Genomic DNA, 22510 nt, shown 5'->3' with positions numbered 1-22510 from the left:
AGAATTCAGCTGCTCCGTCAGCTATTTGTTACTTGCTACTGGCTATTTTTCCTGACTGACATGGCTAAAAAATTGGAAGCCTTCCTCTCTTGGTGTAAACTGACTACAAACGCGATGGAGACATTTGAATGAAAAAATTGACAGCTTTGCTTCTCCTTGGAATCAGCAGTTCACTATCAATTGCTGCCCAGCCTAAGCCGATACTCGATAAGGTCATGTTTCAAATTTCTGCAAGACAATGGGTTACCACTCAAACGGCATTGCTCACTGTGAATGTCAATGCTACTTTATCCAATGCTGATCTAGTAAAAGCAAGAGCCGACATTATGAGCACTCTCGCAAAAATAGCACCAGGCGATTGGCACCTGACTCAGTTTGATCGGTCTCAAGACAGCTCTGGATTGGAAAAATTATTTGTGGCTGCTGAAGCGAGGGTTCCCCAAGCCAGTTTAACCAACATTTATCAAAGTGCGAAAGACGTAAGTAAACCCGGCGCTACATACACCATTAACGGGGTGGAATTCAAGCCGAGCTTGGAAGAGGTACAGCAAGTTAAAGGACAACTCCGGGAGCGTTTATATAAACTTGTCAACGATGAAATTGGTAGATTGAACAACGTTTATCCCACACAGAAGTACAGCCTAAACTCATTAATAGTAACTGAGGGTGAGCCTACTCCTATACAACCACAAGCTTATCGGGCAAAGAATACAATGATGTTAGCCACTGAGGTTGCTGCTTCTCCAGCCCCCTCATTGACTGTTAGTAACGAGTTGATGATGAATGCTATTGTTGAGGTAGCTTCAAATCGAGAAGAGGGTAGTAATGCAGCAACAGTCACAAACAATTGAAAAAATAATTGGTCATCGGGGTGCTTCGGCCTATGCGCCCGAAAATACGTTAGCTGCCTTTGATAAAGCACTAGCACTTGGTTGTCGTTATCTTGAGTTTGATGTTATGGTGAGTGCTGATGGTGAACCCTTTGTGTTTCACGATGAAACATTGAAACGCACAACTGATGGGCGGGGTGAAATTGGATTGGTGACTGCTGAGTATTTGCAATCGTTGGACGCTGGACGTTGGTTTTCACGCCGCTACCGTGGTGAAAAAATTCCCCATTTTCGTGAGGCATTGGAATGGTTGACCTTCTCAAATGTACAGGCCAATATTGAAATTAAACCTTATCCAGGAACAACAGAGCAAACTACTGTGGCTGTCTTGTCACATATCAACCGCTACTGGCCACAAAATAAACCCTTACCATTAATATCCAGTTTCGATCTAGCTGCATTAACCTTATGCAGAAGTCTTGCTCCGGAGATGCCCTTAGGTCTTTTACTTGATCAATGGGATAAAGATTGGTTAGAAAAAGCTAAAGAGTTGGCTTGTTATTCCGTTCATTGCAATAAACGCGCCCTTACAGCAGCACGCGTGAAGGAAATTAAAGGGCAAGGTTATAAATTGCTTGTATATACAGTGAATCGTAGGCGGCAGGCTAAAAAGCTTTTTGACTGGGGTGTGGATGCCGTATTTAGCGATTACCCTGACCTGTTGTCATGAGATTTTTCTTTTTCTTTATCTTTTTCTTTCTAGGATCTAGCCTTTTGGCGAAGCCTGTCGAAATTGTAATGTGGCACTCCATGGCAGGTCATCTGGGTAGTGAAGTTAGGCAATTGGTTGCAGGATTTAATAAAAGTCAAAATGAGTATTCAGTAAAGCTCGTTTATAAAGGTGAATACACGGAAGCAATGACAAGTTTTGCTGCAGCGTTTCGGGCCAAACAACCTCCCGCCATTGTGCAGATTTTTGAAGTGGGTACAACAACCATGCTATTTCCCAAAGGCATTATTAAGCCTGTGGATGAAATTATGAAAGAACAAGGCATGCGATTACCCAAAGAAAGTTTTCTTCCTGCGATACGCTCGTTTTATAGTGATCATGAACAGTTAATGGCCATGCCTTTTAATACTTCAATACCTGTCATGTTTTATAATGCTGAGGCTTTGGCGAAGATTGGCTACCCCAGGGAATATTTTCCCCGCAGCTGGCAAGAAATGGAGACTTTAGCAGCAGATTTGCGCAAAGCTGGTTTTACTTGTGTTTACACCACTGCCTACCCTGCCTGGATACAGATTGAAGCATTTTCTGCAATTCATGGCTTACCAATGACAAACCCCACCTTATCCACGGCAACTTATAACAATGGGGCTATTGTCAAGCATCTGACGCGCCTTAAGGATTGGCAAAAAAAACACTATTTCGAATATGGTGGACGCGCGAGTGATGCCACCATCCTATTTACCAGTGGTCGCTGCCCTTTGTTTAGTCAATCTTCCGGAAGTTATAACAGTTTATCGGGGTTAGTAAAATTTAAATTAGGGGTGGCTGCACTCCCGTTAGATACGGAAACGAGTGCTTTACGTCATAATAATATCGCAGGAGGTGCCGCCCTGTGGGCTGTTGCTGGGCAAACACCCACTGTATACCGAGGGGTAGCCAAATTTTTCGCTTACCTGGCCCAGCCTGCCATACAGCAACAATGGCACCATCATACAGGGTATTTACCCTTGGGCCTCTCTGGGATATACAGTGTACTTGCTGAAGAAAATGAGCATCCTGTAATTAAGCTTGCATACGATGAATTAACAAATCAGCATGTTAATACAAAAGTGCACGTCGGACCGCAAAATTTGATAAGGGCTATTAATGACGAAGCATTGGAAGCAATATTCTCTGGTATGTTATTGCCTAAAATAGCAATTGATAATGCTGTTAGCCGTGCCAACTACACACTCATGCGTTTTCATCGTAATACAGCAGCAGTCGAATGCCCTAAAAATAACGAAGTTGCAGTAGGAAAAAGTTAGTTAAATTTTTATTACAACATTGTTTTTTTCTGCTATTTTTAAGTTGATACCAGGCCTCATTCCAATAATTTCTAAGGACGGATCCTATCATGAACAGACCACTTCACCCCGATTCAAAGGCATTTATTGAACGTTTGAATGAACGGGCAAAAACAGCTTTAAATGGCAGTAACCTTCTTGAGTTGCCGCCAAAGGAGGGACGAAAGGCTTTCAATCAATTGACAGCACCGGTTTCAGGAAAATTAAAACCAATCGATGTCCACGTTGAAGAGAAGACACTTGATATTGAAGGGACAACACTTCAAGTCCGTTTATATAAACCCAAAAAAGAGGCAACACATTTGCCTGCACTGGTTTACTGCCATGGGGGTGGATTTGTATTTGGTGAACTTGATTTTCTGGATTATGCTTGCCGAGCCCTTTGCGAAGGGGCACATTGTCTGGTGGTTGCTGTAGGGTTTCGCCGCGCCCCGGAACATAAATTCCCGACTGCCCATATGGATTGCTACCATGTAGCTCGCTATGTGCAAAAACATGCGAGTGAATTTGGTTGCAATGGTAAGCTCGCTGTTGGTGGAGACAGTGCGGGTGGTAATATTGCCGCAAGTATTTGTCATCTTGCCAAAAAGAACAAAGATTTGGATATTTGCTTTCAATTACTTTATTATCCATGGGCTGATTTAAACAATACTATGCCTTCCGATAAAACGTTTGAGAGTGGTTATTTTCTTGAAACAGCGACGCTTCACTGGATGAGAAAGCAATACTTATCCAAACCCGAAGACGAGAAAGATCCCATCGCCAATCCCCAGTTTCAGAAAGATTTTAGTAACTTGCCCCCCGCATTAATCATTGCTGCAGAATGCGATCCCATCCATGATGATGCGAAAAAATATTTCCAACAATTGGTGGATGCAGGTAATGAGGCTCAATTCATGGAATGTGGTGGGATTCTTCACGATTTTTGTGCATTGCCCTCGCATTATGATGCTGCGTTATTGGCTTATGCGACTTCAAGTTATGCTTTGAAGAAAGCATTTAATCAATAATTTCACTATAGATACTAGAAAACTCTACGAATCAAAGCCTGGATTGTTCTCCCAGGCTTTAGTTCTTTTTATATCCCCTCATCCCAAAAAATAATATTTTTGATTAAAAAATAATCAAAAAGAATTAACCTGTACTATACTGAACAATGCTGTGTGATAAAAGACAATTGAATATTAACAATAGCTTAGTGTTGAATTTCAAGAGTCATCTCTGTAGTGATATCAGTAACGATAATGCCAGATGAGGAAGTTATGATAACGACAACTATAATTCGTCAAATAGAACAATTTTGGGATCTTCAAATTAATCAAGAGAGTTTAAGAAATTTATCAGGTGGTGATACGAATAAAAGTTTCCTTGCGAATACCTCACTGGGCAAATGTGTTATCAAAGATATTAATATCATGCAGTATATTAAAGATTATCAAACAAATCGGGAAGAGCTGCTGCAATCACTGACCTTCGTAGAGAATGTTGCAAAAAATCAACATGGGAATGTGGTTTGTGCTGTTGAAGGAAAGAAAGGGGTTTTCCTGGAAAATAAAGACAACGTGTTCCTTTTATACCCTTATAGGAATGGCCAAATTTTAGCAAATGAAAAAATTAAAACAGGAATGGTTTCACTTATCGCTGCTAAATTGAATGAAATACATCATACACAAGAAAATTATGACAAAGCGTTTGCCCAACAGAAAGGAGAGAAATATTATACCATCGCTGAACAATTGATCATGAGCAAATGGTGGACTTTATTCAGTAAATTATCGCAAACTACTCACTTATTCCCCCGGCTAAAAAGCATAGCAAATTTTTTAGTCTGCAATCAGGTATTATTTTTTCAGGCGCTACAAGAGGCTTCTTTAAATGCGCTATGTCATAACGACTTAAAACCAAAGAATGTGTTATGGACAACGGAAAACAATGATTTTTGGATTCTTGATTGGGAAACAGCTTCCGAATTTGACTATAAAATTGATTATCTAGATACATTGATAGCTTGGTCCGCAGAGTATTCAAACAATCGATTATTCTTAAATCCTAATAAAGCACGTGCTTTTCAGGAGGCTTATCCCTTGATGCGTGAAGAACTCCAGTTAAGTGTCTATTTGGTGCTAATAAAATGGTATTTCTGGTTATATTTCTGTATTGCAAAAAGCCTGCGACACCCTGTTTTAGTTTTTCAACAATTAGCCCTGATTAAAGAAGCAATTACTTATATCGAATGCATCATTAATGAAAAAGAATTAGTGATGTTGAAGTAATCCTAAAATTATTTCACCGAGGGTATTGGGAGTGACTATGGTTAATGAACTTTTATTACAGAAAATATATCATCATGCCAAGAGTAATCCTAATAAAATAGCTCTAAAATTTTTAGAAGGTAACTTTAAAAACTCTCAAGAATTAACATACCGGCAATTGACCGAAAAGATTGACACGTTAGCAACCACGATTTTTACTTTAAACAATAAAGAGGTGCAGCAACCTATTTTATTACTGTTTGAATCAAGTCTTGATTATATCGTTTCTTTTTTAGCAATACTTCATTCTAACAATATTGCCGTAACCGCATATCCACCTCGACAAACGCGTCATTTACAGCGTTTATTAAAAATTGTTGAAGATTCTCACGCTAAAATAGTACTAACCACTGCAAAGATAAAAAAGTATTGCGAAATTAATCACTTTGAGTTTCCCACTGCGCCACTAATTTGTGTTGATGAGTTAGAGTTGGAAAAATCAAACTTAATTATTCCAACAGCTGCTCCTGAGGATATTGCTTTTTTGCAATACACCTCTGGTTCTACCGGAGCACCCAAAGGAGTAGTGGTTACACAACAAAACATTGTTCGTAATTTAGAATTATCCATTGACTATGTTGGGATGGAGTCAGTAAATACTTGTGTATCCTGGTTGCCTATTTTTCATGATATGGGGTTAATAGGGAACACCTTATTACCTCTTTATGCTGGTGGAACCTGTGTATTTATGGCGCCACTGACTTTTCTAAAAAAACCTTTCTTTTGGTTGCAAAAAATTAGTGAAGAAAAATGTACTTACACAATGGCACCTAATTTTTCTTATGATTTGGCCATCACCTCTTTGGAACAGCAAAAATCTATTCCTGAGTTGGATTTGTCGCATGTAAATTATTTAATTAATGGTGCAGAACCCGTAAAAGCAGAAACGATTAAACGCGTTGAAAAAGTTTTAAGTGCTTATGGGTTACGCTCTGGTGCGGTGAGACCGGGCTATGGAATGGCTGAGGCGACCTTAGTCATTTCTGTGCATGTTGATGAGTCTGCAGACTCGAGAACGTTGTTGATTAATAAAGATGAACTTGCTTTAGGGAGGGCGGTACCTGATCAAACAGGGAATGCCATCGAAGTTGTGCGTTGCGGCAAGGTTGCCAGTCCATTCACTTTAAGGATTGTTGATCCGGATACTAATAAGAAGTTGCCTAAGCGATGCGTAGGCGAAATTTGGATTCAGGGAGCTTGTATTGCCAAAGGCTATTATCGTAATGAAGAAAAAACAGCTTCAATATTTAATGCATTCACCGCCAATGGTGAAGGGCCTTTTTTGCGTACCGGAGATTTAGCGTTTATTGATGACGAAGGTTACTTAATAATTTCTGGACGCCTTAAGGATTTAATGATTATTAATGGACGCAATATTTACCCTCAGGACGTTGAAAAAGCTTGTTATACTTCTGATAGTCATTTGATTATTGACGGAGCTGCTGCATTTTCAATTCCAGGGGAAATATCTGAAGAATGCATCATTGTTGCTGAAGTAAAAAATCACCTTGATGCTGCAGTCTATAAAGACATTCTCGCAAAAATTCAAGATAATGTATTTCAAGCCCAAGATATCATCCCTACGGATATTGTGCTTATTCCACCTAAGCGTTTACTAAAAACAAGCAGTGGAAAAGTTCAAAGGAATGCTTGCAAGCAAGCTTATTTGAATGAAGAGTTTTCCATTATAGCCCGATTAAAACAAGCTAGCAAAGACATTCCAAAAACGCAGACCATTGATTTTACGCAAAGTGAACAAGACGTCGTTTCTCATTGGTTGAAGCAATGGTTGTCTATCAATACTCAAATTGATTATAACCACATTGACGAACATCGCCCCTTTTCGGAATACGGGCTTAGCTCGGTAAAACTTGTCTCTATGATGAGTGAGCTTGAGCAATATATTCAGCAGGATTTAGATCCTTTAATGGCCTGGGAGTTTCCAAACATTCATGCGTTAACCCAACGCCTTACTAATCACTTGCAAGTGACCTCTTGCCAGCCGCAGCAAACTTATGAACCCATTGCGGTAATTGGAATGGATTGCCGAATTCCTTGTGATGAACAATCCAATTTGATTGGAATAGAAGCGTTTTGGAGGTTTTTGCAGACCGAAAGCGATAGTATTCGACCAATACCTCAGGAACGTTGGGATATTCGACAATATTATGATCCAAATCCGGATAAAAAAGGGATGATGTATACCACGGCTGGTAGTTTTTTAGCCGACGTGAAACGGTTTGATGCTAAATTTTTTAATATTTCGCCAAGAGAGGCGGAGTATCTTGATCCCCAACAACGTCTGGCGTTAATGGTGACCTGGAATGCCCTTGAAGATGCCGGAATTGTTCCGCAACAGCTTAAAGACAGTAAAACAGGAATATACTTAGGGATAAGTACTCACGATTATGATGCGCTAATTCAAAAACAAGTCCCGCTGGAGGAATTAAACACTTACCAGGCAACGGGAACAAGCTTTGCAACGGCTGCAGGCCGAATAGCCTATTTTTTAGGAACCCATGGTCCGTGTATGGCCATTGATACGGCCTGTTCTTCTTCATTGGTCAGCATTCATCAGGCTAGCCGTGCTTTACAAGACAGGGATTGCCATCTAGCCATTGCCGGCGGGGTTAATCTTATTCTATCACCTGAAGGAAATATTATTTTCTGCAAAAGCGCCATGTTGTCGCCTAAAAATCGTTGCAGCACCTTTGATGCGGAAGCTGATGGTTATGTCCGGGGTGAAGGGTGCGGTATTGTTATTTTAAAGCGTTTAGCCGATGCATTGCGCGATAATAATAAAATTTACGCGGTTATTCATGGCAGCAGCGTCAATCAGGATGGAGCCAGTAATGGCTTAACCGCCCCTAACGTGGGGGCTCAAATTGAAGTCATGGAATCTGCTATTAAATCGGCAAATCTAACGCCTGATCAGATCACCCATGTGGAAGCCCATGGCACAGGAACATCCTTAGGTGATCCTATTGAATGGGAAGGTATACGCCGTGTTTATGCCAGCGCACGTAAAAAGCCGCTTTATATCACCTCTTTAAAAACGCGTATTGGTCATTTAGAAGCAGCAGCAGGGGTAGCCGGTTTTATAAAAACGGTACTTGCTACTCAATACGGTCAAATCCCAGGCCACCTGCACCTAAAACAATTTAATCCAAAAATTACCCAGCAAGAAGGGATGCAAGTTCCTGCTCAATTATTGCCCTGGCAGGAGAAATATCGTTATGCAGGCGTTAGTTCATTTGGTTTTAGCGGAACCAATGCGCATATTATCCTCGGTAATTTTAATAGAGAGGAAACCGCCACTGAAGAAAAACAATCTCGCTCCCATTACCTTTGGGTTGTTAGCGCACGCGATGAGGAAACGCTGAAACACTACCTACAAACCTATTGTGATTACAGTCAATCCCTCACTGGTTGTGATTTTGCTGCTATTAGCCAGAAATCGCTGACAGAAAGGACCCATTTTTCTCATCGAGCTTTTATTGTCGCGAAAAATTGCCAGGATTGGGCACAGGCATTGACTACAAAGGAGTGGCAACAGGGAAAAGCAAATGAAAAAAATAAGGTAGCCTGGTTATTTACCGGGCAGGGCTGCCTTGAACCTGACGTTGCTGCCGTCCTCTATCATACATTGCCTGCTTTTGCGGCAATCATCGATGAGTGTTGTGCTATCACAGAACCTTTATTGGACTATAAATTACGAGATGTTTTACTCCATACACCGGTTCAGGTAGATATCAATCATACACACTTTGCCCAACCTGCCCTATTTGTTTTTGAATATGCCCTGGCGAAATGGTTTCTTTCGTTAGGAGTTCAGCCTGCGCTATTGCTTGGTCATAGCCTCGGTGAATATGTGGCTGCCTGTGTGGCGGAAGTAATGTCTTTACGAGAGGCTTTGCAATTAGTTTGTTTAAGGGCACAACTGATTAATACATTGCCAGACAATGGGGCAATGCTTGCCATTGCAGCATCGGCAAATGAGGTTGAAACCTTGTTAATTCATTTTCCCGAATTAACCATTTCAGTTAAAAACAGTGCGCAGCAAACCGTTGTTTCAGGAACTAAAGAAGCGATAGACGCTTTGCAAAATTATTGCCTGCAACAGGAGCTGCGTTGTAAAAAAATTGCAACTTCGCATGCGTTTCATTCTTCATTAATGATTCCCATTGTTGATAAATTTTATCAACAGGCACAATCGATTGATTATAAACCTGCAAAGATCCCTATCATTTCCAATGTGACCGGCGTTGAATTATCCCATACAATTGATGCCTCTTATTGGTGCGAACATCTGACCAAAACAGTCGAATTCCACAAAGGTTTGCAGACTTTGGCAGAAAAAAATATAACCTTGGTGCAGGAAATTGGCCCTAAAGCAGTTTTAACTGCCCAAGCTCAAGATGCATGTAATTTTTTGATTGTACCTTCTATTCGCGATCCGAAGGAGCCTTGGCCCTCTTTGTGCGAAAGCTTGGGTATCCTTTATTTAAAAGGGGTAGATCTCCAGTGGAATCTTTTAAACCCCCTTTCAGATGTGACCAAATATACACTTCCTAAATATCCGTTTTTTGGTAAAGAATACTGGCTGCCAACCCCTAAAAATAAACCTGCAAATTTAAGCTATTCCTGGAGGAAAAATTTGTATAAGCTTGGTTGGCGTCAATTGACAGAGAAGCCTGCGACAGGTAATTATCAAAATAAAGAATTGACCATTATTAGTCCTGCTATTTCTTCTGAAGCACCCTTGTTACTGATTTTAAGAAACCACTATAAAACCATAAATTTTATCACTCCGGACCGCTTCGTCAAACCTGAGTTTTTGCAGAAAATTAACGAAGCTGAAGCCCTGGTTTATTTTTGTAATGCGAACGACGATGAGGTTGAAACAGAGTTTAATAACATAGGGTTAGTAACGAGATTCTTACTTGAAAATACCCCAGAAAAACCTTTTGTTTTTTTAAATAATCAACCTCGGGATGCAATTTCAAAAACCGGGCGTGCCTCGCTTGCTTTATTAAAATCAATTAAACAAGAATACCCTGTCTGGCAGGTACGGTATTTGGAAGGGGATTTCCTAAACGATAATCCTCAGTGGGTGCATAGCCTGCAAAATACAATCAATGGGCATTGGGTACTAAGGTATGAAAATCAGGCCTATTATAGACGTCAAATTCTCCCACTCGAGCCAAATTTATTGACGGGAAACCGGCAAGTTTACCCAGAAAATACCTACCTGGTTACAGGAGCCTGTGGCGGCATTGGACAAATATTAATTGAAACCCTGTTGGAATTAGGGGTAAAACACATTGTTGCTGTGGGTCGTAAGAAAACCCCTGCAGCTTGGTCAACGTCTATTCAATCCTTTTTACAGAAGGGAGAAGCGCAGGTTCATTATCAACAATGTGATGTTAGTCAATCGGCACAGGTTACCCAATTAATTGCTGAAATTGAACATGAATTGCCTCCTTTAGGGGTAATTATCCATGCTGCAGGGATTACAATTGATAAACCATGGCTTGCAACCAGCAATGAGGAGATCAAGGCTATTATTGCTGGTAAAGCACTGGGTGCTCTACATTTGCACTTGGCAACGGCTAATCATCCCTTAAAAGAATTCATTTGTATTTCATCCATCTCAGGTGTTTTAGGCAATCAAGGCCAAGCCGCTTATGCAGCAGCCAATGCCTTCCTCGACGCCTTAGGTGAGCAGCGAAAGGCAGAAGGTAAACCAAGTTTTAATTTAATCTTAGGGCCAGTTACAAAGACTGGTTTGTTTAAAAACAATGAAGAAAAACTGACTGAGTATCTAGCGATGCAAGGCATTGAACCTTTAGATCCTGAAATTATTAAATTGATTTTAGGGGCGCAGGAAAAAGAAAATAATATTATCATTGCCCAATTTAATGGTGATATCAATGCGATAGAAGAAGAGGGGCATTCAGCGCAAAGCACTGTTGTAGAGTCTGATGAAGAAAACGTCCTGGAGTCCCAATGTGTCGCGGCGGATATTTTAAAAATCGTCCAACAAATCCTAAAACTTACAACAGATGAATTATCAGTAAGTGACAATTGGTTTGAAGCAGGCATGGACTCTATTCTAGCCGCTCAAGTTGTTTATAAAATTAACACTAAATGTCGAGGAAATGTCGTTACTTCAAAAGACATTTTTAGGTATTCTACGGCTGAAGAGCTCGCGCAAAAAATTAATTCAACAGCGCTTTCAAAAAAGACCGTCATTGCAAAAGAAATTCATCCCAACAGTACGCCTCTTTCCCTACAACAACAGGAAATTTGGAATTTTCTTAAACATTGCCAAGATTACCGGGCTTATCAAATCCCTATGGAATTGGCTATTAAAGGATCTTTAGACGTAGAGGAATTTAAAAATTCTGTGAAGAAAGTGGGCGAACGCCATGATATTTTCCAAGTTGGATTTCATGAGGTTTTAGGCCAGGTAAGCCAGCATTATCATCAACAAGCAGTGATTAATCTTGAGATAGGTTCCCATTATAATGAAAAAGAAGTAAGCGAGTTTTTATCCGCGCCTTTTGATTTAAAAATGCCACCGCTCATACGTACAAAGTTAATAAAAGTCGCTGAAGACGAATACCGGTGGCTGCTCGTTTTCCATCATTTGATTAGTGATGGAAATACTGTAAATGCTTTCATCGGTGAAGTAATTCTCGATTATGAAAATCAACCTATAGAATCCACGAAGCAATATTATCAATACGTGAATTGGCAATGGAATACCATTCATTATCAATTGGATACCAATTTACGTGACTATTGGATGAATTCATTAAAGGGTATCCCTCTGGATGTTCCTTCTGAGTATACCAACCACACTGTGGAAAACATCAAAAAAGACGACCGTCATCCCGAACGTAGTGAGGGATCTCCTTTGTATCAGGAGATGTCTCACTACGTTCGACATGACCTACGTCTTTGGGAGAGTTCCCTTCAGAACATAGAAAAAAAGGCTGAGGTTGTGTCTTCTACGTTGCCATTAGAAACATTGCATTCAGCGATTAAGCCTATTGAACAAAATAAACTCTCTCTCAGCAATTATTTATTGGCAAATTTATTCGAGATTCTTTTTGAACAATTTAACAGAGAACAGCAGGGGGTTGTAGTCTTTTTTTCAGGACGGGAAGATGGACATTTTTCATCCGTATTTGGCGATACAACAAATGATGTCATCGTTATTGCGAGAAAAGAGGACAATATTCTCAAACAGACAAAAGTTCTTCAGCAACAACTATTAGCACTTATGGATAAGCAATATTTACGGATGGAAATGGTTAAAGACATGGGGTACCAACCGCCTATGGTTTCGTTTGATTTTCAGAGAAGTTCTGAATTGGATTTAGCGAATACCAGTTTAAAAGTGGCTACGGTAAAAAGTGGCAATGTCCAAAGCTATTTATGGGGGGATGAACCACGAACGCTGTCATTCAAAGTGTTATTAGGCAAGGAGGCACTAAAATTTTCATTAAAATATAGAACCGATAAAGTATCTAAAAAGAATGCTGAAGCGCTATTGAATCGCTGGATTGCAGCCATTGAAAAAAGAAGTAAGGAGTTAAGAACGGAAGACATCACAAGTATATCTAATTTTTATAAGCAAGATGCTTCTTTTTTACAACAAAATTTGTGGCAATCCTATCAAGGACACCCTGATGGATTGCCATTCTATATTCCTATTTGTAAAGAGGTCGATGTGAATATTGATATCGATCGCTTGAATGAGGCAATGGGTATTTGTGTCCGTAAACATCCTGCGTTAAGAACTTATTTTGATGATCAAAACGTGTTGCAATTGATTCTATCAAAACAAAAAGAAGTGCCGCCTTTAAAAATAATAAAAACAAATGAGCTGTATAACACAATAGGGGAATTATTAACTGATCCTATAGCGATTAATAAGCCCCCTTTACTAAAGTGGTATCTTATCTATCATTCTCAAAGTCGTCCTGTCTTGCTAATCAGGCTTCATCACCTTATATGTGACGGGATTTCTTCGGAGTTATTTTTAAAAGAATTGCAAAAGGCCTATAGGCATCCAACGGCTGAACAACCACAAGATGAAACTTATTTGGAATGTTATGCCGCTTCGCAAAGTGATTATCAGGCATACCTGGAGGATTACAACCGATATTGGGATGAATTGCGAAAATTTAGTGGTGTGCAGACTATAAAGGCAGCTAAAAAAAATTATATTGGTGGTTTTATTTATAGAAAAATTTCCAAAGAAAATTCCATGAAAATTGAGAATGTATGCCGTAAAAACAAAATTTCAAAATATGTGTTTTATTTTTATATGTTCAGTCGCGCCATTGCAAAAACCTTCAATAATAAAGAAGTGTATGTAAGCCTTGTGAAGTCGAATAGGGGCAAGCTTAAGTCCGATGATATGATTGGATATTATGCTGATAATATCCCTGTAGTTATTCCTGTGGAGTTAAACGTTGATTTTGCCAGCCAACTGCAAAAAGTGCAGATAATGATTCTTGATATTATACAACGTTTTCAAAATCCCTTGTTACTAAACGATATACAACAGGGGCATTATATTCAACCTGAGTTTATTTTTAACCATTATACGACTTTAGCGGATACCCCTCCTTTTTACTCGGCTGATTATATTCTTGAAAACATTGTTAATCAGCAAAAGCAAGTTTCCCTTTGGAATTATAATAATCCTGAAAAATTAAATTTAATGGTGCGAAGCAGTGGAAAAGGGGATCTGTTAGCACTGATTTATAACCATGAGTTAATTGAACTTAAAACTGCTGATGACTTTTTGAATGATATCCTGGAAGAAATAACAATTGAGCTACGATTAGGTAACAGTTTAGGTGTGCAGGGAAGGTAAAAAAGAAGTTGGAAGTTGCAAATCCCACTTTACAGTGGCTAAGCGCGTCCTTGCACTTATCGTTTGCGGAACATCCTGTTCCTCTGATTTGCAACTACCATTAATCATAAGTGTAGTCTTGCAATAGACTAACGTCATTAAGAAAAGACAGCAATTCCGTTTGAGAAATCTCTTAATCTTGAGAATAGCGTTATTTAAATTCCCTGTAGTAGGGATAGGTAGCAAACTCTAAAAGTTCTTTATCGCCTGTGCTATCCCCATAGGCATAGCTGGTTTTTGCTTCTGGAATTAGCTCAAGGACACGTCTTAATTTCTCTGGACCATTGCAGCTTTTTCCCTCTAAGTGTCCAGTAGCCTGGTTAGATTCATTAAATTCAATTCGAGTGGAGGCAATGTCATCAAAGCCTGTTTGTCTTGCCCAATAATCCACATAAATATTGTAAGCTGAGGTAGCCAAAATACAGTAATGCCCTTGTTCTTTGTGCCATTGTAGGCGGGAAAAAGCGGAAGGTTTTACCAAGCCAGGAAGAATTCTATTCGAGAAAAGTTCACCGGTTGTATAGAGAAAATCACGCGATAAATTTTTAAGAAACGTTTTCGCTATTGCACTGTTTAATTGATCAATATCAATAAGTTGTAATTGATAGGCGATGGCGCTAGGTAATTTCGTCATGAATTTCCATGCAAAATAGTAACCCCAGAGAAACTTTAAAAAAGGCACTGTGGTATTTTTTTGAGTAATTGTTCCGTCAAAATCAAAAATTGCGACGGTGTCATGAATTTTAATTTCAGCCATGCTTTTCAACTTATTCGCTAATAGAGTTCAATGTTTTTGGGCAATTACTTATTATCTTAGCTAAAATCTAAGTATTTGCAGGCATCTTTTATCTAAATTTCTCTCCACAACTACGAATGCTGCAGAGTCCATAGGAGGGACTAGAGCTTGAATGAAACGCTTTTTTATAGTATTTGGGCCATCAGAACTTTTTATGTATTGAGCATAAAAACTGTTTTATTTACCCTCTTATTCCTCTTTTTTGAGCAAAGCTTTGCGATTGCTGAATTATCAATTCTAGGCATATTGATCAATTTACCCATGGTATTTTCAGCATTTTTCATCACGCGCCTTATGGATAAGAAAGAGATAAAGTCACTCCTTGTCACGGTCCTTTTAATTCAAGCCATTACGCTTGCAATTCTTGCCCTTTTGATAAATCACTACCCTGTAAATTTGATAGGGATTATTCTCAGTATTACCGTGTTATTCATTATGAGCTCAACTGAAATCAGTCTGTTTGATAAATCGATTGTTTTACTGTTGCCTGAAGCAAAAAGAGGGAAGGGCGTAAGCCTTGGATTGGCTACTACAGCACTCAGTTATATTGTATCACCTCTGGTTGCCAGTTTACTGTTTAAAGTAATTGCCAGCGAAATGATTGTAATCTTTGCAATACTGATAATCCTCCTTTATTTATTACCCTTGGCTCGATTAAATAAAAACTATATCCGTATTGACGTTAATTTAAGTAATGCCGTTTTTCGTTTAAATGAATTTAAGATCCACCCTTTAGCCATCCTTTTATTGTTAACGTTTTCGTTAACGACAGTTTGGACTAATTTTATTAGTTTTTTAATCATTCCTGTTTTAAAACTTAATCATCCCCAGTGGTTTGTGGGGATGATTTTGTCCTTAAGTGGGATAGGTTCTTTACTCGGGGGTATGTCTGTAGGCCGGATGTTCCAAAACAATGCAAATCGTAAAAGCTTAACAATCTGTTTTAGCCTTACATTATCCAGTATGCTATTTTTTGTGCTGTATGCAAACTCTATCTATCTATCCATTGTATTGGCACTTTTAGGTGGCATTACTTCAGCGTGGTCTTATGGTATTTCCCAAATTATCAGCCAAAATTGCCTGGATCATAATAAAATTGCTGGATTCTATATGTTTAGAAATGCGTTTAGCTCCACTCTTTTAATGGTTTTTTATGCCATTAATGCGACTTTTGCACGCAGTATTGATGCCATGATTTATGCCATCGTCATTTTTTTATTTATTTTTGTTTTACTTTATATTTTATTTTTTCGTTTTGGAAAGTTTCCCGTTAAAGTTGACAGCCACTCAGAAAATGAATAGCTTAAGCCTCCTTTAGGATAGTTTTACAGGAGGTATTATGAAATCACTGTTTGTTGATCCCGATATTGAAAAAGCATCTACTATCCCTTCTGAATTTTATACTTCCCTCGATTGGTATGAGCACGCAAAAGAAAAAATATTTGCGCAAACCTGGCAGTTTTGTTTAAGTACAGAAGCCCTAAGACTAAGTGGGCAGCTCGTGCCTTCCACATTACTTCCTGGATTTTTGGACGAGCCGCTGTTGTTTGTGCGTGACGAAGAAAATCTGTTGCATTGCTTCAGCAATGTGTGTACCCATCGTGGCAACCTTTTGGTAGACGCCCCGTGCACAGGCAATAAAATAAAATGTGCCTACCATGGACGACGATTCTCACTCTGCGGCCAGTTCTTGCATATGCCAGAGTTTGAAAAAACTGAAAACTTTCCTAGCGAAAAAGATAATCTTCCCCGCATACCTTTTGACTGCCTTGATCCTTTTATTTTTGCCTCATTATCACCGCGCATCCCCTTCCATGACGTGTTTGCTGAGATTAAAGAACGCCTTTTTTGGTTTCCTATGGAAAAAATGCGACTTGATAGCAATCGGTCACGTGATTATCTGGTGAAAGCGCATTGGGCATTATACTGTGAAAATTACCTGGAAGCCTTACACATTCCCTTTGTCCATCATTCCTTAAGAAAAGTGATTGACTGCAGTACCTACACGACCGAATTGTACCGTTACTGTAACCTTCAACTGGCTTTGGCCAACCATGGCGAGGAAAGTTTTAATTTACCCGGGGATGCACAAGATTATGGCAAGCAGGTGGCTGCTTACTATTATTGGATATTCCCCAACACGATGCTTAATTTTTATCCTTGGGGTTGTTCGGTGAATGTCGTTAAACCACTTGGCCCTGAGTTAACTAAAGTATCGTTTTTAACCTATGTACAGGATGAAACCAAATTGGGAAAAGGAGCAGGTGGCGACCTTGATAAGGTGGAGCGGGAAGACGAAGCTGTGGTGGAATCAGTGCAGCGCGGTATTCGTTCCCGCTTTTATGACACAGGTCGATTTTCACCTACGAAAGAGCAGGGGACACACCATTTCCAACGTTTATTGTGTGAATTTCTAAATGATTAAATGACATCCAAACCTAGATACGGTTTTTTCAGGGAAGAAAGAAATGTCCGAAATATCGCAAGAATTTTCGTTGCAGCGTAAATTGAATGCCCGGATGCTAAGCATGATTACGCTCGGGGGTTCAATTGGGACCGGTATTTTTTTGGCCAGTGGTAATGCGCTTTCACTTGCGGGACCAGGCGGTACCTTACTTGCCTATCTCATTATGGGCTGCGTTGTTTATTATTTAATGACCAGTTTAGGCGAGATGGCAGCTTTTATGCCAACAACGGGATCATTTTGTGTCTATGCGGCTAAATTTGTTGATCCTTCGTTAGGCTATGCATTGGGATGGAACTATTGGTACAGTTGGGCAGTAACCATCGCTTCTGAAATTTCAGCAACCTCATTAGTGATGCGCTTTTGGTTTCCTGACAGCCCACCCTTGTTGTGGTGTGGATTATTTTTGACGCTAATTGTTGGGTTTAATGCTATATCAACCCGTGTCTTTGGAGAAACGGAATACTGGTTTTCTTTTCTTAAAGTGACGGTCATTATCTTATTTATTATTAGTGGCTTTGCAATGATTTTAGGAGTAACAAGTTATAAACCGGTGGGATTTAAATACTGGACAATAGGGGATGCGCCTTTTCACGGAGGCTTACTAGGTTTCATCGGCGCTTTTATGGTGGCAGGGTTTTCGTTTCAAGGAACAGAGTTGTTAGGTATTGCAGCGGGCGAAAGCCAAAACCCCAAGCAGAATGTAAGTAAAGCGGTTAAGTTGGTTTTTTGGCGTATTTTACTTTTTTTTATACTATCCCTCTTCGTTATTAGTCTTTTAATTCCTTATACTTCCGCACAGTTGAACGATGCTAATATCGCAATGAGTCCTTTTACCCTGGTTTTTAAGCAGTATGATACCGCCTTGGCTGCGATGTTTATGAATGGAATTGTGCTTCTTGCAATCCTGTCCACGGCAAACTCAGGACTTTACGTGGCAAGTAGACTGTTTTGGCATATGGCAAAAGAAGGCCAGGTACCACGTCTTTTTACCAAGGTGAATAAGCGCGGTGTGCCTATGCAGGCCTTACTAGTGACCAGTTCTATTTCCTTCCTGGCTTTCCTATCGTCCTTATTCGGCAATGGGATTGTCTATTTATGGCTGCTTAATGCTGGTAGCCTTGCAGGTTTAATTGCCTGGATGGGGATTGCGATAAGTCATTATCGTTTCCGAAAGGCCTACATTTCTCAAGGAAAAGATCTGCACCAACTGCCTTATTTGGCCAAAGGCTATCCTTACGGCCCTTTGTTTGCTTTCGGGTTATGTCTGGTTATTATTGGCGGTCAAAATTATGCAGCTTTTATGAATAACCATATTGATTGGTATGGGTTAATAATTTCCTATATCGGATTGCCTCTATTTTTACTCTTATGGTTAGGCAATAAATGGCTAAAGAAAACACGGATAATCAATTTGCAGGAATGTAAATTTGACTTTGAAACCCATTGATGGCTCCCTACACGTGCTTAAATGAAATAGGGAGCCATGATGCCGTAAAAAGCTTTTAGATGCTATTCATAACACACTCTAAATCCGCCTCTGACCATTCTGGCTCTTGTGGATTAATATCGGATCTTTTCAACATTTCTAAGAGCAAATCATCCTCTTTTGGGCTAAATGGTTGGTACGTTGTTTCTTTTTGCCAAAACGAAAACACGGAATAGGCGGCATTTTCGATAACTATTTTTGAAATGGGTTCCGGTTGCGGGAGAGTTGAGGGTAACTCATTCGGCAACTCAGGAGGGATTGACGAAGAGAGAGGGATTGTATTTGAAATGACTTCAATCTGGGAAACTGACGCATGCTCCATTTGAGGGCTTGGAGGTAAGTGTTCAATTAAGGGAGGAACGGATGGAAGATCAGGAGGGGGAATGAGGATCTGATCGGCCCATCCTCTTAAGACGGCTATTCTTTTACCACGAATAGTGTGTTCAGCAATGGCTAGTGATTCTTGATAAACATTATGAATTCGTTGAACGAAAACTGATTTGTATTCTTTTTGGGTTTCGTCAAGTTGCTCATCGGGCGCTGCATCGTCAATGTATTTAAGATACAACTGAATAAGGTTTGCAAAATTACACCACTCCCGTTTAATTATTAATGCATCTTGAGGATTCTCAGGATTCCAATACTGAATGACGTGGTAAAGAAAAAGCTTTAAAACAGGCAGCGCTTGGAAGTTCCATTGATTAAGAATGAAATGAAAATGAAAGTTGAAGTATTCTTTTTGCATTATATTAATTCTTGAAGAAGAAAAAAAAGCAATTTTATACAATTTATCATCACAATGAAATAATATTTTGCATGTTGCTGTTCCGCATCGAACAAAACCTTTTAGTTTAAATGGGGTTTGGCTATCCTATTAAAAATCCCTCATTGAGTGAGACTATGAAAAGTGCGGAATATACCAATACCCTACTTGTTTGCATGCAACAAATTTCTAGTCTGCCTCCCAGTGAAATCAAGTATCATTTACTATTGCTTATCAATACCCTAAAGGAAAACAATACGGCGTTTACACTAACCTTTTTAAAAGAAGTTCAGCAGTTCCTTAACTATTTTCATCGCTTAGTCAACTTGGAATTATCACCAACAGAAGAACTACAAGACGCTTTGGCAACGGTTCTTACGCAATACCAACGGTTAATCGCGATAACAAAAGTAAACTCCATGCAGGCGAAGATTATTCGCGGTTTAATTACTTTGGGTGCCAGCATCTTGGCCCTGGTTTTGGGAATAACCAGCGGATTAATAGGGAGTATTGCAGGGTTTGCCAGGGGGCTCTGGAATTTTCACAACCCTTTTTCCTCGTTTGCTATAGGCTTGGTTACCGGCCTGTTATTAGGGGCAACCTTTGGTTTTAGGATACCCAAAAAATTATTTAAAAATGAATTTTTTAGACAGCTAAAATTTTGTTTGGATGGCATGTATGAATGCATAGAATCCATGCAGCAAAATAAAATGTGGTCTATTGACGAATACAAAGAGGAAGTTAAACAAAGGTTACTCACTGATTATTTTAAAAATGATGAAATTGCATTTAAAAAATTTTTACAAAATCAATCTATCACTTATGAGATCAATACGCTGCGGGCACGATTTATTAGTCCAAGCCTGGAAGGCTATTTAGGACAACATGCGTTTATTAAAATTATAATTGAAGAACAGAGCCCACCACTCATCCTGGAATTTTCAACTGCCCAGTCTGATTTAAAACGACCAATTTCACAAGGAGAGCACCGTATAGTGTCTGGGGAGAAAATCGTTGAAATGCTTGCCTTTCATGAGCAACTACAAGTCACGCATGCATGTACAGTAGACTACATGGTTTTGAAAATGAAGCCTGGGGAAAATGATTGCTTAAGTTATGTGAATAAACTATTAATTGGTACCTCGCAACAGGCCACTATAGTAAAGCGTTTTGATGGTAAAGAAAATTGGCTGGGTAAGCATGTGATTGGTTTTTTTGTCAAGAACCTAAGTCCATTTAAACAGGATATCTTTTTAGAAAATCAATTAGAATTAGAGGGAAGTTTGCTTTCTGCTAGAAGCTAATGATAGATAGTATTTGCGCCATCCAGTTGTTACTTAAAAATTTGGAACCTCTCGAGACATTTTAGGCTTAAACAGTTGCACACCATGCCTACAAATCAGGACTCCTAACCATTCGCTGTTAGCTGTGTCACAAATACTATCCATACCCCAAATATAGTTCAAAAATTGACCAATAGCAATACCAGATTCGGGAAATAGTGACCATTGTAGGATAGGGTTATGGTCTCTTCTGTAACAAGGTTAAATTTTAATAAAACATCCAAATATTAGTGCAAAAATATATCATGTGGTATATTGTATGTTCATTTTACACGATGACGAGCATCTATGTTTAGAGCAAAGCAAACTAAAATTGAACTTGGTATGGATGAAGTTGCTTTTACCACAAATAATCACCTCTTAGAGACCTATGGTGTGACGACCTGCATTGCAATTGCTATGAGAGGGAATTTCCATAATGAACATGGAGGTCCCATAAAATTTTGTGGTGTTTGGCATTGGTCTGGTTTTTCCGGTTTCGGTAGGCAACCCACCGGCGAAGAAATACTTGAAACTTTCTTCATTTATGCGCAACAACATTTAAATTTTAAAAAAAATACCGTTCTATATTTGGATGAATTAACGTTTATTGGCGGAGAAAAAGAGCAAAGGGATGAGAAAGGAGAACTATTGTTGAGTGGGACAGAAAAAGAAGTCAACGCTTTAAAACGAGGTGTAACAGCCTTGGACAATTTAAGCGTCTCAGTAAAAATAGATCCCTTAAGCATCCACTGGCATAACTTTATAACCCATGATGACATGAGCCTTACTGTAAAGGTTCAGCTCGATGCAATTCGTTTTGTAATAGAGGAAAATAATTCACTTTCCTCTGAGGATGAAAAAGACAAGGACTGTTATTTAGGTGTAAAACGATTTTGATGTCTTAAATTATCTAGCAAGGCTATGAACCATGAAATATTCAGTTGCGCTTCTCAGTAAAATTTTTTTTATTACCACAATTCTATTTATAGCACCTTATGGTTTTGCGCAGAATAACGCAGCTATACACCCTATAGTTCTTAATGGACACAATTTAACAGTGGAGGATGTGGTTAAAATTGCACGATTAAATACCCACGTTAGAATTGATTCTCTTGCCTTAGAAAAAGTAAAACGTTCACACCAGTTATTATTGTTGGCTGCAGAAAAAGACATGCCGGTATATGGGCTGAATCGTGGTGTAGGATTAAATAAAGATAAAACAATTTTCAAGGGAAATGTCTTAACACCGCAGGCTCACAAGGACTCAGAGCAATTTAATATGAATGATATTTATGCTACCAGTGCTGCAGTAGGACCCAATGCACCACGGGAAGTGGTGCGTGCTGCAATGGTTGCAAGACTTAATACGCTTTTACTCGGAAATGCGGGGGCCCAACCCGCTGTGGTGGAGATGTTTGCCGCATTTTTAAACAACAATATTACCCCGGTATTTCCATCGGGTGGTTCGATTGGGGAGGCTGACATTACTATACTCGCCCATATCGGTCTTGCTATGGCGG

Annotated in this window: 14 protein-coding genes; 12 read left to right on the top strand and 2 right to left on the bottom strand. The window is 39.4% G+C overall.

Translation table 11 applies throughout. The annotated features are described in order from the left end of the window. The first annotated feature begins 128 nt into the window (after positions 1 to 128). From Ljam_RS05355 to Ljam_RS05330, 6 genes are all read left to right on the top strand, one after another. A complete protein-coding gene (locus Ljam_RS05355) occupies positions 129 to 851 on the top strand; it encodes a hypothetical protein (protein ID WP_058449099.1) in 723 nt (240 codons plus the stop codon). Continuing rightward, positions 826 to 1560 (top strand): glycerophosphodiester phosphodiesterase, encoded by a 735-nt coding sequence (gene ugpQ / locus Ljam_RS05350; RefSeq protein WP_058449098.1) that lies wholly within the window; start codon positions 826 to 828, stop codon positions 1558 to 1560. The genes Ljam_RS05355 and ugpQ overlap by 26 nt, the downstream gene beginning before the upstream one ends. Further along, positions 1557 to 2867, top strand: coding sequence for an extracellular solute-binding protein (locus tag Ljam_RS05345; RefSeq protein ID WP_058449097.1), 1311 nt, complete (start codon positions 1557 to 1559; stop codon positions 2865 to 2867). Before ugpQ ends, Ljam_RS05345 begins: the two co-directional genes overlap by 4 nt. An 89-nt stretch (positions 2868 to 2956) precedes the next feature. Beyond that, a complete protein-coding gene (locus tag Ljam_RS05340) occupies positions 2957 to 3916 on the top strand; it encodes an alpha/beta hydrolase (RefSeq protein ID WP_058449096.1) in 960 nt (319 codons plus the stop codon). A 252-nt stretch (positions 3917 to 4168) separates the two neighbouring features. Then, on the top strand, positions 4169 to 5179 hold the full coding sequence (locus tag Ljam_RS05335; protein ID WP_162262916.1) for a phosphotransferase family protein: 1011 nt from the start codon (positions 4169 to 4171) through the stop codon (positions 5177 to 5179). A 37-nt stretch (positions 5180 to 5216) separates the two neighbouring features. Beyond that, positions 5217 to 14114: a type I polyketide synthase gene (locus Ljam_RS05330; RefSeq protein WP_058449094.1), complete on the top strand. Its 8898-nt coding sequence runs from the start codon at positions 5217 to 5219 to the stop codon at positions 14112 to 14114. 190 nt (positions 14115 to 14304) lie between these two features. Here the strand turns inward: Ljam_RS05330 and Ljam_RS05325 are convergent, their stop codons facing one another. Beyond that, a complete protein-coding gene (locus tag Ljam_RS05325) occupies positions 14305 to 14910 on the bottom strand; it encodes an HAD-IB family hydrolase (RefSeq protein ID WP_058449093.1) in 606 nt (201 codons plus the stop codon). A 147-nt stretch (positions 14911 to 15057) separates the two neighbouring features. Between Ljam_RS05325 and Ljam_RS05320 the strand changes: the two genes are divergently transcribed. From Ljam_RS05320 to Ljam_RS05310, 3 genes are read left to right on the top strand one after another with little or no spacing between them, the layout of a single operon-like run. Beyond that, positions 15058 to 16251: an MFS transporter gene (locus Ljam_RS05320; RefSeq protein WP_058449092.1), complete on the top strand. Its 1194-nt coding sequence runs from the start codon at positions 15058 to 15060 to the stop codon at positions 16249 to 16251. Between the two features lie 37 nt (positions 16252 to 16288). Further along, entirely contained in the window at positions 16289 to 17374 is a 1086-nt protein-coding gene (locus tag Ljam_RS05315) for an SRPBCC family protein (RefSeq protein WP_058449091.1), read from the top strand. Between the two features lie 43 nt (positions 17375 to 17417). Then, positions 17418 to 18863: an amino acid permease gene (locus Ljam_RS05310; RefSeq protein ID WP_058449090.1), complete on the top strand. Its 1446-nt coding sequence runs from the start codon at positions 17418 to 17420 to the stop codon at positions 18861 to 18863. A gap of 55 nt (positions 18864 to 18918) precedes the next feature. On the opposite strand, the gene Ljam_RS05305 is transcribed toward Ljam_RS05310, so the two are convergent. Next, positions 18919 to 19647: a hypothetical protein gene (locus tag Ljam_RS05305; RefSeq protein ID WP_058449089.1), complete on the bottom strand. Its 729-nt coding sequence runs from the start codon at positions 19645 to 19647 to the stop codon at positions 18919 to 18921. Between the two features lie 155 nt (positions 19648 to 19802). Between Ljam_RS05305 and Ljam_RS05300 the strand changes: the two genes are divergently transcribed. The 3 genes from Ljam_RS05300 to Ljam_RS14905 form a co-directional block, all read left to right on the top strand. Next, positions 19803 to 20969: a hypothetical protein gene (locus Ljam_RS05300; protein ID WP_058449088.1), complete on the top strand. Its 1167-nt coding sequence runs from the start codon at positions 19803 to 19805 to the stop codon at positions 20967 to 20969. A gap of 327 nt (positions 20970 to 21296) precedes the next feature. Then, positions 21297 to 21887 (top strand): hypothetical protein, encoded by a 591-nt coding sequence (locus tag Ljam_RS05295; RefSeq protein ID WP_058449087.1) that lies wholly within the window; start codon positions 21297 to 21299, stop codon positions 21885 to 21887. Between the two features lie 31 nt (positions 21888 to 21918). Then, a partial coding sequence (locus tag Ljam_RS14905) for an aromatic amino acid lyase (RefSeq protein WP_162262915.1) occupies positions 21919 to 22510 on the top strand: 592 nt, incomplete at its 3' end.

Origin of the sequence: Legionella jamestowniensis (genome assembly GCF_001467745.1) — a bacterium.
Lineage (GTDB): Bacteria > Pseudomonadota > Gammaproteobacteria > Legionellales > Legionellaceae > Tatlockia > Tatlockia jamestowniensis.
Note: the sequence above shows the minus strand (reverse complement) of the source record. Positions and strands in the feature narration are given on the sequence as shown.

Bases quoted from the DNA above. Each gene is read 5' to 3' on its own strand.
- Ljam_RS05355 (WP_058449099.1), top strand. From the start codon at position 129: ATGAAAAAATTGACAGCTTTGCTTCTCCTTGGAATCAGCAGTTCACTA.
- ugpQ (WP_058449098.1), top strand. From the start codon at position 826: ATGCAGCAACAGTCACAAACAATTGAAAAAATAATTGGTCATCGGGGT.
- Ljam_RS05345 (WP_058449097.1), top strand. From the start codon at position 1,557: ATGAGATTTTTCTTTTTCTTTATCTTTTTCTTTCTAGGATCTAGCCTT.
- Ljam_RS05340 (WP_058449096.1), top strand. From the start codon at position 2,957: ATGAACAGACCACTTCACCCCGATTCAAAGGCATTTATTGAACGTTTG.
- Ljam_RS05335 (WP_162262916.1), top strand. From the start codon at position 4,169: ATGATAACGACAACTATAATTCGTCAAATAGAACAATTTTGGGATCTT.
- Ljam_RS05330 (WP_058449094.1), top strand. From the start codon at position 5,217: ATGGTTAATGAACTTTTATTACAGAAAATATATCATCATGCCAAGAGT.
- Ljam_RS05325 (WP_058449093.1), bottom strand. From the start codon at position 14,910: ATGGCTGAAATTAAAATTCATGACACCGTCGCAATTTTTGATTTTGAC.
- Ljam_RS05315 (WP_058449091.1), top strand. From the start codon at position 16,289: ATGAAATCACTGTTTGTTGATCCCGATATTGAAAAAGCATCTACTATC.
- Ljam_RS05310 (WP_058449090.1), top strand. From the start codon at position 17,418: ATGTCCGAAATATCGCAAGAATTTTCGTTGCAGCGTAAATTGAATGCC.
- Ljam_RS05305 (WP_058449089.1), bottom strand. From the start codon at position 19,647: ATGCAAAAAGAATACTTCAACTTTCATTTTCATTTCATTCTTAATCAA.
- Ljam_RS05300 (WP_058449088.1), top strand. From the start codon at position 19,803: ATGAAAAGTGCGGAATATACCAATACCCTACTTGTTTGCATGCAACAA.
- Ljam_RS05295 (WP_058449087.1), top strand. From the start codon at position 21,297: ATGTTTAGAGCAAAGCAAACTAAAATTGAACTTGGTATGGATGAAGTT.